The organism is Actinomadura terrae (assembly GCF_022751215.1).
In the GTDB taxonomy this organism is placed as follows: domain Bacteria; phylum Actinomycetota; class Actinomycetes; order Streptosporangiales; family Streptosporangiaceae; genus Spirillospora; species Spirillospora terrae.
The window spans coordinates 1741557-1757068 of the sequence record NZ_JAICDG010000001.1; the positions used below are offsets into that span (position 1 = coordinate 1741557).

The 15512-nt window shown below is 74.1% G+C and carries 11 protein-coding genes; all 11 read left to right on the forward strand.

Going from position 1 to position 15512, the window contains the following annotated elements; genetic code table 11:
- Positions 1-17 precede the first annotated feature (17 nt).
- On the forward strand, positions 18-821 hold the full coding sequence (locus K2F47_RS07835) for a DsbA family protein (protein ID WP_242902084.1): 804 nt from the start codon (positions 18-20) through the stop codon (positions 819-821).
- Between the two features lie 11 nt (positions 822-832).
- Positions 833-2041, forward strand: coding sequence for a prolipoprotein diacylglyceryl transferase (gene lgt, locus K2F47_RS07840; RefSeq protein ID WP_242902085.1), 1209 nt, complete (start codon positions 833-835; stop codon positions 2039-2041).
- A 23-nt stretch (positions 2042-2064) separates the two neighbouring features.
- A complete protein-coding gene (locus K2F47_RS07845; protein WP_242902086.1) occupies positions 2065-2787 on the forward strand; it encodes a VIT1/CCC1 transporter family protein in 723 nt (240 codons plus the stop codon).
- An 81-nt stretch (positions 2788-2868) separates the two neighbouring features.
- Positions 2869-3681, forward strand: a complete 813-nt coding sequence (locus K2F47_RS07850) for a hypothetical protein (RefSeq protein WP_242902087.1) — start codon at positions 2869-2871, stop codon at positions 3679-3681.
- A gap of 64 nt (positions 3682-3745) precedes the next feature.
- Positions 3746-4906: a chromosomal replication initiator protein DnaA gene (locus K2F47_RS07855; protein WP_242902088.1), complete on the forward strand. Its 1161-nt coding sequence runs from the start codon at positions 3746-3748 to the stop codon at positions 4904-4906.
- 299 nt (positions 4907-5205) lie between these two features.
- Entirely contained in the window at positions 5206-9765 is a 4560-nt protein-coding gene (gene gltB / locus K2F47_RS07860) for a glutamate synthase large subunit (protein WP_242902089.1), read from the forward strand.
- 15 nt (positions 9766-9780) lie between these two features.
- Positions 9781-11244: a glutamate synthase subunit beta gene (locus tag K2F47_RS07865; RefSeq protein WP_242902090.1), complete on the forward strand. Its 1464-nt coding sequence runs from the start codon at positions 9781-9783 to the stop codon at positions 11242-11244.
- A gap of 73 nt (positions 11245-11317) precedes the next feature.
- Positions 11318-11728: a helix-turn-helix transcriptional regulator gene (locus tag K2F47_RS07870; protein ID WP_242902091.1), complete on the forward strand. Its 411-nt coding sequence runs from the start codon at positions 11318-11320 to the stop codon at positions 11726-11728.
- A 111-nt stretch (positions 11729-11839) separates the two neighbouring features.
- Complete coding sequence (locus K2F47_RS07875; protein WP_242902092.1) at positions 11840-12289, forward strand: VOC family protein; 450 nt, start codon at positions 11840-11842, stop codon at positions 12287-12289.
- Between the two features lie 126 nt (positions 12290-12415).
- Positions 12416-14323: a M48 family metallopeptidase gene (locus K2F47_RS07880; protein WP_242902093.1), complete on the forward strand. Its 1908-nt coding sequence runs from the start codon at positions 12416-12418 to the stop codon at positions 14321-14323.
- Positions 14324-14617: 294 nt separating this feature from the next.
- Positions 14618-15496 carry a prenyltransferase/squalene oxidase repeat-containing protein gene (locus tag K2F47_RS07885; protein WP_242902094.1) on the forward strand — a complete coding sequence of 293 codons (879 nt, stop codon included), beginning with the start codon at positions 14618-14620 and terminating at the stop codon, positions 15494-15496.
- The last annotated feature ends 16 nt before the right edge of the window (positions 15497-15512 follow it).

Sequence of the window (15512 nt, forward strand, 5' to 3'; positions counted from 1 at the left end):
TCGGGGGATCGATGAGCATGGCCGAACAGGAGGAGTCCGCGCGCCACCGGCACGTGGACGAGCGGGCGAACGCCTATGCGGCGGGACGGCGGCGCCGGGCGCTGGTGGTCGTCCTCGGGGCGCTGGCCGTCACGGCGACGGCGGTGGCCCTCGTCGTGGTGGTGGTCGCGCGGGACGACGCCGGCGGGCGGGTCGGGGAGTACAACGGGGCGCTGGCGCCGGCCGTCCGGCAGCCGGACGGGTCGATCGCGATGGCGCGGCCCGGCGTGACCGGGCCCGTCCTGGAGCTGTACGAGGACTTCCAGTGCCCCGCGTGCCTGGCGCTGGAGGAGCGCCAGGGCGGGACGCTCAAGGAGCTCGCGGCGCAGGGCCGGGCCAAGGTCGTCTACCGGCCGTTCCAGCTCTTCCAGCAGGACCCGCTCATGTCCAACTCGCGGCGCGCCGCGAACGCCGCGCTGTGCGCGCCCGCCGACCGGTGGGTGAGGTTCCACGACGCGCTCTACGCGAACCAGCCCGCCGAGGGCGAGATCGGGTTCACCAACCCCGAGCTGATCAAGCTGGGGGCGCAGGTCGGCGTGACCGGGCCCGAGTTCGCCGACTGCGTGACCGGGCAGCGGATGATGGAGGCGGTCGACCGGTCCTCGGCCCAGGCGGGCAGGGCAGGCGTCAACTCCACCCCGTACCTCGCGCTGGACGGCAGGAAGGCCGGCGACGACCTGCTCGGGTCGCCGGACGCGCTGCGCGAGGCCGTCGCCGCGGCCCGCCCGGACGCCCCGGCCCCGCATGGCGGGAATGCCCCGGGAAACGCCGCGACGCGGTAACGTTCACGCCCATGCAGCCGCTCGCCTCCATCCCGAGCCCGTCCCAGGGTGTCTGGCACCTCGGGCCCGTCCCGATCCGCGCCTACGCGATCATGATCATCATCGGCATCATCGTGGCGGTCTGGCTCGGCGAGCGGCGCTGGGCCGCCAAGGGCGGCGCCCCCGGCGTGATCGTGGACGTGGCGGTGTGGGCCGTCCCGTTCGGCCTGGTCGGCGGGCGGCTCTACCACGTGATCACCGACTACCAGCGCTACTTCGGGGAGAACGGCGAGCCCGCCCACGCGCTGGAGATCTGGAAGGGCGGCCTCGGCATCTGGGGCGCCGTCGTCCTCGGCGCGCTCGGCGCGGTCATCGGCTGCCGCCGCCGGGGTATCTCGGTGCTGGCGCTCGGCGACGCGGTCGCCCCCGGGATCGCGCTCGGGCAGGCGATCGGACGCTGGGGCAACTACTGGAACCAGGAGCTGTACGGGCGGCCGCTCGACACCTTCTGGGCCCTCAAGATCGACCGGGAGCAGCGGCCCCGGCTGTCGGACGGCGGCCTCGCCCCGCTCGACCCGAAGTACGTCGACCAGGCGACCTACCACCCGACGTTCCTGTACGAGTTCCTGTGGTGCGTCGGCGTCGCGGTCCTCGTGATCTGGGCCGACCGGAAGTTCAAGCTCACGCACGGGCGCGCGTTCTTCCTCTATGTCGCGGCCTACACCGTCGGCCGGTTCTGGATCGAGGCACTGCGCATCGACGACGCGCACCACTTCCTCGGCATGCGGCTGAACGACTGGACCTCGATCGTCGTCTTCGCCGGCGCCGTCGCCTACCTCTACCTGGCGCGCGGCCGCACCGGCGCGGAGGCCGTCGGCCAGGAGCCCGCGGACGTCCCGTCCGGCACCGGTCCGGAGGCCGGGGGAGAGCCTGAGCCGGAACCCGAGGCGAAGGAGGAGCGGCCCGCCGAGGAACCGGAGGAGCCCGAGGCGGCGGAGCCGACGGAGGCGGCCGAGGCGGAGGGGCCGGAGGAGCCCGCGGACGAGCCGTCCAAGGAGGAGACCGAGGCGGAAGCCGAGGCCGAGGACGAGGGCCAGGACGAACCCGAGGCCGAGAAGGACGCCGCCGAGCAGGACCCCGCCGATGACGCGGACGGCAAAGCCGGGGACAATGGCGGCGACGGCGCCGCCGCGGCAGGGGACGACGCGGCGAAGGGAGAGCCCGTCAAAGACGGGAAGTAGACGCGAGGGGGGCCGCGGGCGAGGTGACCAGTGAGCGGACCGGCAGGCCCACCCCGGAGATCCACCACCAGCACCGCGACGTCAACGGCGGCTGGCTGCGCCCGGCGGTGTTCGGCGCGATGGACGGGCTGGTGTCGAACTTCGCGCTGATCGCGGGCATGGCGGGCGGGCAGGGCAGCCAGAAGGTCGTGCTGCTGGCGGGGCTGGCCGGGCTCGCGGCGGGCGCGTTCTCGATGGCGGCGGGGGAGTACATCTCCGTCGCGTCCCAGAGCGAGCTCGCGCAGGCCGAGATCGAGGTCGAGCGGCTGGAGCTGGCCCGGCACCCGGCGGCCGAGGAGCGCGAGCTGGCGGAGGTCTTCGAGGGGCGCGGCGTCGACCCCGCGACGGCCGCCGAGGTCGCGCGGCAGCTGATGCGCGACCCGGACGAGGCGCTGGAGGTCCACACGAGGGAGGAGCTCGGGGTGTCCCCGGGCGACCTGCCCTCGCCGGTGCTGGCGGCCGGTTCGTCGTTCCTGTCGTTCGCGGTGGGCGCGCTGCTGCCGGTGCTGCCCTACCTGCTGGGCGCCTCGTCGCTGTGGCCCGCCGCCGTGATCGCGGCGCTCGGGCTGTTCGGCGCGGGGGCGCTGGTGTCGCGGGTGACGTCCCGCGCCTGGTGGTACGGGGGGCTGCGGCAGCTCGCGTTCGGCGCCGCCGCGGCCGCGATCACCTACGGGGTCGGCGCGCTGATCGGCGCCAACGGCCTCTAGCCCGCGGGACCGCGCCAAGGAACCCGGAGGAAACGCCCTTTTGGCCACGCGGAGGCGGTCCGGACCGCTAAGCTCCGGGGCGTGATCGAGGCTCGTGACACAGGTTCCCCGCAGCAGGCCCCCGGCGAGGGCGGGCGGGACTTCTGGCCCGCAGACAAGCCCGGCCGCAAGCCGCCGAACCGGAAGCTCCTGTACGGCGGGGCCGCCGCGCTGGTCGCGGTGGTGGTCGCGATCGCCGCCGTGCTGCTGTTCGGCGGTGGCGGCGGGGACGGCGGCAAGGCGCCGCGCGACGTCCTGCCGACCGCCTACACGCCCGACTTCAGCGGCGAGGGCTTCACCGCGATCGCCAAGCGCCAGGCCGACAAGCGCCCGGTCGGCGAGGGCGAGGCGCTCGGCGGCGACGCCAAGAGCCTCACCTCGGGCAAGTACTCGTTCACGCTGGGCGCCTCCGACGTGACCTCCGACTGCAAGAGCGCCACCTGGGGCGCACGGCTCCAGGGCGACCTCGCCAAGCTCGGCTGCTCGCAGATCGTGCGCGGCGCCTACGTCAGCTCCGACAAGAAGTACGTGGGCCAGTTCATCGCGATCAACATGGCGGACGAGGAGGGCGTGAAGCAGATCCAGCGCGACCTCGACCGGGCCACCGGCGCGGGCTGGGTGCGGCCGCTGAACCCGCCCGGCGTCCCCGCGTTCGGCGCCGGGTTCAGCGCCGCCTACGCCAAGACCTACGGCCACTACGCCGTGATCACGTGGGTGGAGCGGGCCGGCGGCGTCCAGCCCGCCTCGCTCAACGAGATGATCGACGTGAGCCTGGTGATCGAGAAGCCCGCCGACTTCGTGTGGGGACGCCTCGACCTGGCCGGAGGCGGGACCGGCGGCGGGAAGCGGCCGTGACCCGGCGGCGCCCGCCGGCGCGGCCTCGCCCGGCACGTCCCCGCGGGTTGTAGTCTGCGCCGTCGTGGATGCCGATGACCCGGGCCGCCGCAAGGGCGGTCCCCGCCGAGCCCCCGCGAGCCGTTCCGGCCGGGGGCGGGCGGCCCCGCGCCGGACGTCCGGCCGGTCCGCCCCGTCCCGTGGCGCCGGGCAGGGACGCCCCGCCCGGCGGCCCCGTCCCGCCTCGCGCCCCGAGGCCGCCCGTCCCGAGGTCCCCTACCAGGACCCCGCCGGCTACGAGGCGTCCTACGACGGGGCCTACCAGGGTCAGGACCCGGCCTACCAGGAGCCCGCGTACGCCGAGGTGACACGGGAGCCGCGGGAGCCGCGGCGACCCGCCAAGGGCCGGAAACGCCCGGCCGGACGCGGGGGCTCCCGCACCCCCCGGCGGAGCGACGTCCCCGGCGACGCCCCCGGACAGGCCGGGCGTCCGCGCGCCGCGTTCGGGGCCCGCGCCTACTTCGGTGCCGCCGGCGCGCTCGGCGCCGTCGTGATCGTCGGGCTGGGCGCGGTGCTGCTGCTGCGCGGCGGCGACGACCCGGTCGCGAGCCGCGCGCCCGCCGCGATCATCGGCCGGCCCGCCGGGAGCGGGTCCTCGCCGACGTCCTACTCCAGCTCGCCCACCTCCGCCGCCTACGCGGGCATCGCCGCGCGTACGTCCGACACGAGGCCCCTGACGGCCGGGGAGGCGTTTCCGTCCTCAGCAGCCACAATTTCGGTACCTGACAGTGATGTGAAAATGACTCTGCGCGCCAAACGGCTGGACGGCGACTGCGCCGCCGCAGTCTGGGGCGCCACGGTCGCCGCCGATCTGCGGCGCGGCGGCTGCACGCAGGCGGCGCGCGGCCTGTACGCGAGCACCGGCCAGGGCGGGCGCGGCTACGCCATGGCCGTCGCGGTGTTCAACCTGGCCGGATCCGCCGACGCGGACCGCTTCGTGGGGCTGCTCGACCGCACCCGCGGCGGCGGTTTCGTCCGGCCGCTGGAGGCGACCGGGCCGCTCGCCTCGTTCGGGCGGGGCTTCGGGATGGCGCGGGGCCTCGCGATGGGCCACTTCGCGGTCGTGTCCTGGGCGCAGCGGCTGGACGGCGGCGGCGACGAGCGCGACGAGACGCTGCTGTCGCTGCTGATCGAGGGCGGCAAGGCCCCGGCGGTCCTCGGCCGCGCGGCACGCGCCGCCCACTGACCCGGCCCCCGGCGGCACGCTCCTCGGCAACTCTCTGGCCTCCGCCGGTAAACATCTCGCCCCGGTGATGATTTTCACCGAGGTCAGATGCCCTGTCCCGCGGGCCCGTCCGGCTATCCTGGTCTAAACCACTCAGAGATGTCGCACAGCCGATGAGCGCGGAGAAGTTTCGCGATCCGGTGTAGTCGGGCATGATCCCGGCAGTGCTGTAATGTCATCTCACCGCAGCAGGGCCAACGTCGTCCCGGTCTGCACTGACATCGAAGCAGTGAACCGACACGACGACGACGGGAGGGTCGATGGCTTCTGCTGCCCTCACACCACCGGGCCGCCCCCATTCCCAGGGGCTCTACGACCCGGCGAACGAGCACGACGCATGCGGCGTCGGCATCGTCGCCGACCTGCACGGACGCAAGAGCCACGACATCGTCCAGAACGCCCTGACCGTCCTGCGGAACCTGGACCACCGCGGGGCCGTCGGCGCCGAGCCCGACGACGGCGACGGCGTCGGCATCCTCGTCCAGATCCCCGACGCGTTCCTGCGCGAGGTCTGCGGCTTCGCGCTGCCCGAGCCCGGCCGGTACGCCGCGGGCATGGCGTTCCTGCCCACCGGCGCCGACGAGCGCGCGGCCGCCGTCGCGCGGGTGGAGGCGCTCTGCGCGGAGGAGGGCCTCGCGGTCCTCGGCTGGCGCGAGCTGCCCTACGACCCCGAGTACACCGGCCCCGCCGCGCGCCGCGTCATGCCGCACTTCGCCCAGCTCTTCGTCGCGCCCGCCCCCGGCGGCCCGCACGAGGGCAAGGCGGGCCTGGAACTGGACCGTGCCGTCTTCTGCATGCGCGAGCGCGCCGAGCAGGACGCGCCGGTGTACTTCCCGAGCCTGTCCAGCCGGACGATGGTCTACAAGGGGATGCTGACCACCCCGCAGCTCCAGCCGTTCTTCCCCGACCTGTCCGACCCCCGGTTCACCAGCGCGATCGCGCTGGTCCACTCGCGGTTCTCGACCAACACCTTCCCCGCGTGGGAGCTGGCCCACCCGTACCGGTTCATCGCCCACAACGGCGAGATCAACACGGTGCGCGGCAACCGGAACTGGATGCGGGCCCGCGAGGCGCTGCTCGCCTCCGACCTGATCCCCGGCGACCTGTCCCGGATCTTCCCGGTGATCGACATCGAGGCGAGCGACACCGCCTCCTTCGACGAGTGCCTGGAGCTGCTGCACCTGGGCGGCCGGTCGCTGCCGCACGCGGTGCTGATGATGATCCCCGAGGCGTGGGAGAACCACGCCGAGATGGACGCCGAGCGCCGCGCGTTCTACGAGTTCCACTCGACGCTCATGGAGGCGTGGGACGGCCCGGCCAGCGTCAGCTTCACCGACGGGACGCTCGCGGGCGCCGTCCTGGACCGCAACGGCCTGCGTCCCGGCCGCTACTGGGTGACCGACGACGGCCTGGTCGTGCTGTCGAGCGAGGCCGGGGTGCTGGACATCCCGTCCGCCAAGGTCGTCCGCAAGGGCCGCCTCCAGCCCGGCAAGATCTTCCTGATCGACACCGAGGCGGGCCGGATCGTCGAGGACGACGAGGTCAAGGCGGAGCTGGCCGCCGAGCACCCCTACGGGCGGTGGCTGCACGAGGGCCTGGTCCGGTTCGAGGAGCTGCCGCAGCGCGAGCGGGAGATCCCGACGCACGAGACGCTCGTCAAGCGGCAGCAGACGTTCGGCTACACGCTCGAGGAGCAGCGCGTCATCCTCTCGCCGATGGCGCGGACGGGCGCGGAGCCCATCGGGTCGATGGGCACCGACACCCCGGTCGCCGTGCTCTCGCAGCGGCCGCGACTGCTGTTCGACTACTTCAAGCAGCTGTTCGCGCAGGTCACGAACCCGCCGCTGGACGCGATCCGCGAGGAGCTCGTCACCTCGCTCCAGTCGACGCTCGGGCCGGAGGGCAACCTGCTGGAGCCGGGCCCGGACTCGTGCCGGCGGCTCGTGCTGCCGACCCCGATCCTCGACAACGACGAGCTCTCCAAGATCATCCACATCGACGACGAGGGGTCGCTGCCGCACCTGCACGCCCACGTCGTGCACGGCCTGTACGACGTCGCCGGCGGGGGAGCGGCGCTGGAGGCGCGCCTGGCGGAGATCAGCTCCGAGGTCAGCCGGGCCATCGAGGCCGGCGCGCGGATCATCGTGCTCTCGGACCGCGGCGCCGACTCCGCCCGCGCCGCGATCCCGTCGCTGCTGCTCACCGGCGCCGTCCACCACCACCTGATCCGGGAGAAGACCCGCACCCGGGTCGGCCTCGTGGTCGAGACCGGCGAGGCCCGCGAGTGCCACCACATGGCGCTGCTCATCGGGTACGGCGCGTCCGCGATCAACCCGTATTTGGCCATCGAGACCGTCGAGGACCTCGTGCGCGGCGGCGCGATCGAGGGCGTGGCGCCCGGACGGGCCGTCCGCAACCTCGTGAAGGCCTACGGCAAGGGCGTCCTGAAGGTCATGTCGAAGATGGGCGTGTCCACGGTCGCGTCCTACACCGGCGCGCAGATCTTCGAGGCGATCGGGCTCGGCGCGGACGTCGTGGCGCGCTGCTTCACCGGCACCACGTCCCGGCTCGGCGGCGTCGGCTTCGACGTGCTCGCCCGCGAGGTCGCCGAGCGGCACCGCCGCGCCTACCCGGCGGGCGGCAACGAGCCCGCGCACCGCACGCTGGAGGTCGGCGGCGAGTACCAGTGGCGCCGCGAGGGCGAGCCGCACCTGTTCGATCCCGAGACGGTGTTCAAGCTCCAGCACGCGACCCGCACCCGCCGCTACGAGATCTTCAAGGAGTACACCTCCAAGGTCGACTCGCAGGCCGGGCGGCTGATGACGCTGCGGGGCCTGTTCCGGCTCCGCGACGGCGAGCGGCCGCCGGTGCCGATCGAGGAGGTCGAGCCGGTCTCGGAGATCGTCAAGCGGTTCTCCACCGGCGCGATGTCCTACGGCTCGATCTCCGCCGAGGCGCACGAGACCCTCGCGATCGCGATGAACCGGCTCGGCGGCAAGTCCAACACCGGCGAGGGCGGGGAGGACCCGTCCCGCTTCGTCCCGGACGAGAACGGCGACCTGCGCCGCAGCGCGATCAAGCAGGTCGCCTCCGGCCGGTTCGGCGTCACCTCCGAGTACCTCACCAACGCCGACGACATCCAGATCAAGATGGCGCAGGGCGCCAAGCCCGGCGAGGGCGGCCAGCTGCCCGGCCACAAGGTCTACCCGTGGATCGCCAAGACCCGGCACTCCACGCCGGGCGTCGGGCTGATCTCGCCGCCGCCGCACCACGACATCTACTCGATCGAGGACCTCGCGCAGCTCATCCACGACCTGAAGAACGCGAACCCGGCGGCGCGGGTGCACGTCAAGCTCGTCTCCGAGGTCGGGGTCGGGACGGTCGCGGCCGGGGTGTCCAAGGCGCACGCCGACGTGGTGCTGATCTCCGGGCACGACGGCGGCACCGGCGCCTCGCCGCTGACCTCGCTCAAGCACGCGGGCGCGCCGTGGGAGCTCGGCCTCGCCGAGACCCAGCAGACGCTGCTGCTGAACGGGCTGCGCGACCGGATCGTCGTGCAGGCCGACGGACAGATGAAGACCGGCCGGGACGTCGTCGTCGCGGCGCTGCTCGGCGCCGAGGAGTTCGGCTTCGCGACCGCGCCGCTCGTGGTGTCGGGCTGCGTGATGATGCGGGTCTGCCACCTCGACACCTGCCCGGTCGGCGTCGCGACGCAGAACCCCGTCCTGCGCGAGCGGTTCGCCGGGAAGCCGGAGTTCGTCGTCAACTTCTTCGAGTTCGTCGCCGAGGAGGTCCGCGAGTACCTCGCGGCGCTCGGGTTCCGGACGCTGGAGGAGGCGGTCGGGCGCGTCGAGATGCTCGACACGCAGGAGGCCGTCGAGCACTGGAAGGCGGCCGGGCTCGACCTCGCCCCGATCCTGCACGCGCCCGTGCGGGCGCCGGGCGCGGCGCTGCACCGCGTCGCCGAGCAGGACCACGGGCTGGAGAAGGCCCTGGACAACACGCTGATCCAGCTCGCCGAGGGCGCGATCTCGTTCGGCGACCCGGTGCGGCTGGAGCTGCCGATCCGCAACGTCAACCGGACGGTCGGGACGATGCTCGGCCACGAGGTGACCCGCACCTGGGGCGGCGGCGGGCTGCCCGACGACACCATCGACGTCACCTTCACCGGCTCGGCGGGCAACTCCTTCGGCGCGTTCGTGCCGCGCGGAATCACGCTGCGGCTCGTCGGCGACGCCAACGACTACGTCGGGAAGGGCCTGTCGGGCGGGCGGCTGACGCTGCGCCCGCACCCGGGCTCGGCGTTCGCGGCCGAGGAGCAGATCATCGGCGGCAACGTCATCCTGTACGGCGCGACCTCGGGCGAGCTGTTCGCGCGGGGCGTCGTCGGCGAGCGGTTCTGCGTCCGCAACTCCGGCGCGACCGCCGTCGTCGAGGGCGTCGGCGACCACGCCTGCGAGTACATGACCGGCGGCCGCGCGGTCATCCTCGGCCGGACGGGGCGCAACCTCGCGGCGGGCATGTCCGGCGGGATCGCCTACGTCCTGGACCTCGTGCCCGAGCGGGTCAACGGCGAGATGGTCGACCTGGAGCCGCTCGACGAGGCCGACCTGGAGTTCGTCCGGACGCTGACGGCGCGGCACCTCACCGAGACCGGCTCGCGGGTCGCGGCGCGGCTGCTCGCCGACTGGGACACCGCCGCGCTCCGCTTCACCAAGATCATGCCGCGTGACTACCGGCGCGTCCTGGACGCGATGGCCCGGGCCGAGGCCGAGGGACGCGACGTCGACGAGGCGGTCATGGCCGCCGCGCAGAGCTGAGAGGGGGATCCGCACATGGCCGACCCGAAGGGTTTCCTGACCGCGGGGCGGGAGCTGCCGAAGCGCCGCCCGGTCGACGTCCGCATCCGGAGCTGGTCGGAGGTCTACGAGGACTTCGGCACCGACCGGCTGGAGCGGCAGGCGAGCCGCTGCATGGACTGCGGCATCCCGTTCTGCCACCAGGGCTGCCCGCTCGGCAACCTCATCCCCGAGTGGAACGACCTCGTCTACCGCAAGGACTGGCACGAGGCGGTCGAGCGGCTGCACGCCACCAACAACTTCCCGGAGTTCACCGGGAGGCTGTGCCCCGCCCCGTGCGAGAGCGCCTGCGTCCTCGGCATCAACCAGGACCCGGTGACGATCAAGCGGGTCGAGGTCGAGATCATCGACCGGGCGTTCGCCGAGGGCTGGGTGCGGCCGCGCCCGCCCGCGGTGAAGACCGGTAAGAAGGTCGCGGTCGTCGGCTCCGGGCCCGCCGGGCTCGCCGCCGCGCAGCAGCTCACCCGCGCCGGGCACGACGTCACGGTGTACGAGCGCGCCGACCGGATCGGCGGCCTGCTGCGCTACGGCATCCCCGAGTTCAAGATGGAGAAGCGGCACCTGGACCGCCGGCTCGCGCAGATGCGCGCCGAGGGCACCGTGTTCCGGACGTCGGTGGACGTCGGCGTGGACGTGACCGCGGACGAGCTGCGCGCGTCCCACGACGCCGTCGTCCTCGCGGGCGGCGCCACCGTCTGGCGCGACCTGTCCGTCCCCGGACGGGAGCTGAACGGCGTCCACCAGGCGATGGAGTACCTGCCGCCGTCCAACCGGGCGCAGGAGGGCGACTTCGCCGAGTCGCCGATCTCCGCCAAGGGCAAGCACGTCGTGGTGATCGGCGGCGGCGACACCGGGGCCGACTGCGTCGGCACCGCGATCCGGCAGGGCGCCGCGTCGGTGACCCAGCTGGAGATCATGCCGAGGCCGCCGGAGGCCCGGCCCGACGCCCAGCCGTGGCCGACCTACCCGATGCTGTTCAAGATGGAGAGCGCCCACGAGGAGCTCGCCGGGCTCGGCGGCGACCGCGTGTACGCGGTGTCCACGACGGAGTTCGTGGGCGACGCCGACGGCAACGTGCGCGGGCTGCGGCTCGTCGAGGTCGGCGGCCCGCAGACCGGGTTCAAGCCGATCGAGGGCACCGAGCGGGAGATCCCGGCCGAGCTGGTCACGCTCGCGATGGGCTTCCTCGGCCCGCAGCGCGAGGGGCTGCTCGACCAGCTCGGCGTCGAGCTGGACCAGCGCGGCAACGTCGTCCGCGACGCCGACTACCGGACGTCGGTGGACGGCGTGTTCGCCGCCGGCGACATGGGCCGCGGCCAGTCGCTGATCGTCTGGGCGATCGCCGAGGGCCGCGCCGCCGCGCACGGCGTCGACGTCCACCTCAGCGGGGAGACGGCACTGCCGTACCCGATCCCGCCGACGGCGCGACCCCTCGCCTGACCGCCTGTTCGTGGAGACCGGCCGGGCGCCCCGACGCGGGGCGCCCGGCCGTTCGCTGTGCGAACATCGGGGGATGGGGGACGGGCCGGACATCGCGGTACTGCGCCAGCTGCGGCTGGCCAAGGACGCCATGGACCGCGACTGGGCCGAGCCCCTCGACGTCGCCGCCGTCGCCGCGCGCGCCGGGTACTCGCCCTACCACTTCGTCCGGCTGTTCCGCGCCGTCTACGGGGAGACGCCCGGCCGCTACCTCGCCCGGCGCCGCATCGAGCGCTCCAAGGACCTGCTCCGCTCGGCCGACCTGACCGTCACCGAGATCTGCATGCGGGTCGGGTTCAGCAGCCTCGGCACGTTCTGCACCCGGTTCAAGCAGATGGAGGGGATGACGCCCACGCAGTTCCGCGCGGGCGCCCGCCGCACCGTGCCCGATCCCGTGCCCGGCTGCTTCGTCATGTTCTGGGCGGGCGGCTTCCGGGCCGGATAGCGGTTTCCGGAGGGGCCGGTAGCAATTTTGAAGAAGTCCGGCCGTCGCCGCGGGACCTAGCGTGACCAGCCGGGGAACCTCCCCGATCACGTCCGCGAAGGGAGCACGCACATGATCACCGCGCTCGGCCTGGCCACCGTCTGGGTGCTCGACCAGGACTCGGCCCTGGAGTTCTTCACCGGCAAGCTCGGACTGGAGGTCCGCGACGACCGGACCCTCGGCGAGGGCGGGATGCGCTGGGTCACCGTCGGCGCCAAGGACCAGCCCGACCTGAGGATCGCGCTGATGGTCCCCGGCCCGCCGTCGATGGACCCCGCCTCCGCCGAGCAGTTCAAGGCGCTGCTCGCCAAGGGCGTCCTCGGCGCGGGGGCGTTCACCACCGGCGACTGCCGGGCCGCCTACGAGGAGCTGTCGGCGAAGGGCGTCACGTTCGTGCAGCGGCCCGAACGCCGCCCCTACGGGATCGAGGCCATCTTCCGCGACGACTCGGGCAACTGGTTCAGCCTCACCCAGCGGTTCGAGGCGCTGGACGAGTCCGCGCCCTGGTCCGGCTGCGCCTGAGGCGGTCCGGCCGCGCCTGAGGCGGGCGCCGGAAAAGCAGGGGTTTCGCGCGTTCCGTCCCGCTACGATTTCGGCACCCCGAAGATCGTTCCGCCTCGCGGGACCCGGTAGCGATGAGAACCCCCTGTGAAAACCACCTTACGGGCCGTTGTGGCCATCGCCCTGCTCGCGGGCTACTACCTGCTCACCTTCGCCGTGTTCGCGGTCGCCGGACTGGCGGTCTACCTGATGGTCCGCGCCCCCGGCCTCGCCACGATCAAGATCGGTCTGGGCATGCTCGTGGTGTCGGTGCCGCTGCTCGGCGCGCTGGTCAAGGCGGCGCGGCACCGCCCCGAGCCGCCCGGCGGCCTGCCCGCCGGACGCGCCGAGGAGCCCGCGCTGTGGGCCGCGATCGACGAGCTGGCCGGGCGGATCGGCACCCGCCCGCCCGACGAGGTCCGGTTCGTCCCGGACGTGAACGCCGCGGTGAGCGAGGAGACCCGCTGGTTCGGCCTCACCGCCCGCCGCCGCCACATGATCATCGGTGTGCCGCTGGTCGAGGCGCTCACGGTCGCGCAGCTCCGCGCCGTCCTCGGGCACGAGCTCGGCCACTACGGCGGGCGGCACACCCGGCTCGGCGGCATCACCTACCGGGGCTCGGTCGCGCTGGAGCGCACGCTCGGCGCGCTGGAGGGCGGCGCCGGGATCGGCGCCGTGCTGGAGCGGGTCTTCACGGGCTACGCGAAGCTCTACTTCCGGGTGTCGCAGGCGGTGCGGCGCACCCAGGAGATCGAGGCCGACCGGTACATGGTCGAGCTGTCGGGACGGGAGGCCGCCGCGGCCGCGCTCCGGTCCGTCCGCGTGACCGCCGCCGCCTGGGACTTCTTCCTGGACCGCCTCGCCGCGCCCGGCACCCGCTACGGCCTGGTCCCCGCCGACCTGCTCGGCGGGTTCCGGTCGCTGCTCGCCGAACCGTCCCGCCGCGCCGAACTGCGCCGAGTGCTGGACGAGCCGGAGCGGCGCGACCCTTACGACTCGCACCCGACCCTCGCCGAACGGCTCACCGCGATCGCCGCCTGCCCCGAACCCGCCGGGCTCATCCCCGACGACCGTCCCGCGACCGCTCTCCTCGCCGACCCCGCCGCCCTCGGCGAACGGCTCGGCGCCGCGATGTTCGGCGGCGGTGCCACCGCGCTCGGCTGGGACGACCTCGCCGCCCGCACCGCCCGGCTCCAGGCCGACGAGGCCGCGCTGGACCTGCTCGCCGCCGCCGAACGCGCCGGGGGCACGCCCTCCGCGACGCTCGGGACGGTCCTCGCCGACCTGGAGCGCGGCGCGGGCCCGGCGCTGGGCCGGGACCTGTCCGGCGGCACCCGCGACCGGCCCGAGGCGCTCGTCGGCCACCTGCGCGCGCTCGTCTCCTCCGCGCTCCAGGCGTCCGGACGGGTCGCCGCGCGGTTCTCCTGGGCGGGCGACCCCGTCACGCTCACCGGCCCGGACGGCACCGTGATCGACCTGGAGGCCGTCGTCCCCGACGGGTTCGGCCCCGCGCAGGTCCCGGTGCTCCGCGCCTGGCTCGGCGAATGGGGAGTGGACCCCGCCTACCGCCCCGAACCGCCCGGCCGAGCCGCCGTGGACCTCGTCGGCGTCCTGTACGGGGTCGAGGAGGGCGGCGCCTTCTACGACGCGCTCGTCCTGGACGTCGGCGTGCTGTTCGTGCGGATCTCGACGACGGAGGCGATGCGCGGCGGCGTGTCCGCCCTGCCGGTCCGGGAGCGGATCGGGCGGCTCCTCGACAGCACACCCCGTGAGCTGCTCGAACGCGACGGAAGCTGGCTCCTGGACCGGGACGCCGTCCTCCAGGCGACGTTCTGGGCCAAGAAGGACCGGTGGGCCGTCCGCCTCCTCGTCCGCCGCACCGAGGACGACGGCACCGTCCACGAGGGGCACGTCCGGATCGGCGGCAAGCCGCCCTGCACTGACCTGGCGGAGGCGCAGCGCGCGCTGCGGGTGGTGTTCGGGTCGCGCGTCCAGTGGTCGGACGCCAAGGTGTGACCGCCGCCGGGTGGGAGGTGCGGGGCTCATGTGACCCGTGGGGCGCGCGCGTCAACTTGTGCTCCTAGAGGCGGTCGGCTACGTTCGGCCACGCGACGGCCGGACACCGGCCACCGGCGCCGCCCACCGTGTCGCCGCAGGTCGCGCGGACTCCCGCACCCCGCACGCGGGACATCAGGGGCCCGGCCACCCACCGCTGGGGTGGCCGGGCCCACCCACGTTCCGCGGCGGCGTCTCCCGCCGTGACCGTTTCCTACAAGACCGGCGCGCGCCGGCCGTCCTAGCGTGGGGCCCATGAAGGTTCTGAACGACGCCGACCTGACCCGTGCCGAGGAGTGCATGCGGCACAGCGGGCGCCTCATAGACCGCCGCCGCTTCGCCCTGCACTTCCGCGGCGGACGCCCCGAGCCGCTGCTGGCCGCGCTCCGGCCCTACGAGAACCCCGACGGCGGATACGGCCACGCCCTCGAACCCGACCTGCGCGGCGAGGCGAGCCAGCCCGTCCCGGCGCAGCACGCCCTGGAGATCCTCCACGAGGCGGGCGCGGACGACGACCCCGCCGTGGCGCGCGTCGCGGACTTCCTGGCGTCGATCACGCACGAGGACGGGGGAGTGCCGTTCGTGCTGCCCTCCGTCCGGGAGGCCCCGCACGGGCCGTGGTGGCAGCCGTCCGGCGAGGCGGGCGGCGCGATCAACCCCACCGCGACGCTCGCGGGCCTGCTCCACCGCGCCGGGTCCGAGCACCCGTGGCTCGGCCCCGCCACCGCGTTCTGCTGGCGGCACCTGGAGGACGAGGGCGCCGAACCCGGCCCCTACGACGCCCTGGCCATCCTGGCGTTCCTCGACCACGTCCCCGACCGCGAGCGCGCGGAGGCCGCGTTCGCGCGCGCCCGCGACGCGCTCGCCGCGCTGGCCGCCCTCGACCCGTCCGCCGAGGGCGCGCTGCACTTCCCGCTCGACTTCGCCCCCGCCCCGGACGGCCTCGGGCGGCGCCTGTTCACCGCCGAGGTCATCGACGCGCACCTGGACGCGCTCATCGACGCGCAGGAGGAGCACGGCGGCTGGGACGTCAACTTCCCCATCTGGACGCCGGCCACCCGGCACGACTGGCGGGGGGTCCAGACGGTCGAGCGCCTCCGCACGCTCGAGGCGTACGGCAGGCTCAAGCCCTGACCCTTGCCCGCTCCCT

Bases quoted from the DNA above. Each gene is read 5' to 3' on its own strand.
- gltB (WP_242902089.1), top strand. From the start codon at position 5,206: ATGGCTTCTGCTGCCCTCACACCACCGGGCCGCCCCCATTCCCAGGGG.
- K2F47_RS07870 (WP_242902091.1), top strand. From the start codon at position 11,318: ATGGGGGACGGGCCGGACATCGCGGTACTGCGCCAGCTGCGGCTGGCC.
- K2F47_RS07885 (WP_242902094.1), top strand. From the start codon at position 14,618: ATGAAGGTTCTGAACGACGCCGACCTGACCCGTGCCGAGGAGTGCATG.
- lgt (WP_242902085.1), top strand. From the start codon at position 833: ATGCAGCCGCTCGCCTCCATCCCGAGCCCGTCCCAGGGTGTCTGGCAC.
- K2F47_RS07865 (WP_242902090.1), top strand. From the start codon at position 9,781: ATGGCCGACCCGAAGGGTTTCCTGACCGCGGGGCGGGAGCTGCCGAAG.
- K2F47_RS07875 (WP_242902092.1), top strand. From the start codon at position 11,840: ATGATCACCGCGCTCGGCCTGGCCACCGTCTGGGTGCTCGACCAGGAC.
- K2F47_RS07835 (WP_242902084.1), top strand. From the start codon at position 18: ATGGCCGAACAGGAGGAGTCCGCGCGCCACCGGCACGTGGACGAGCGG.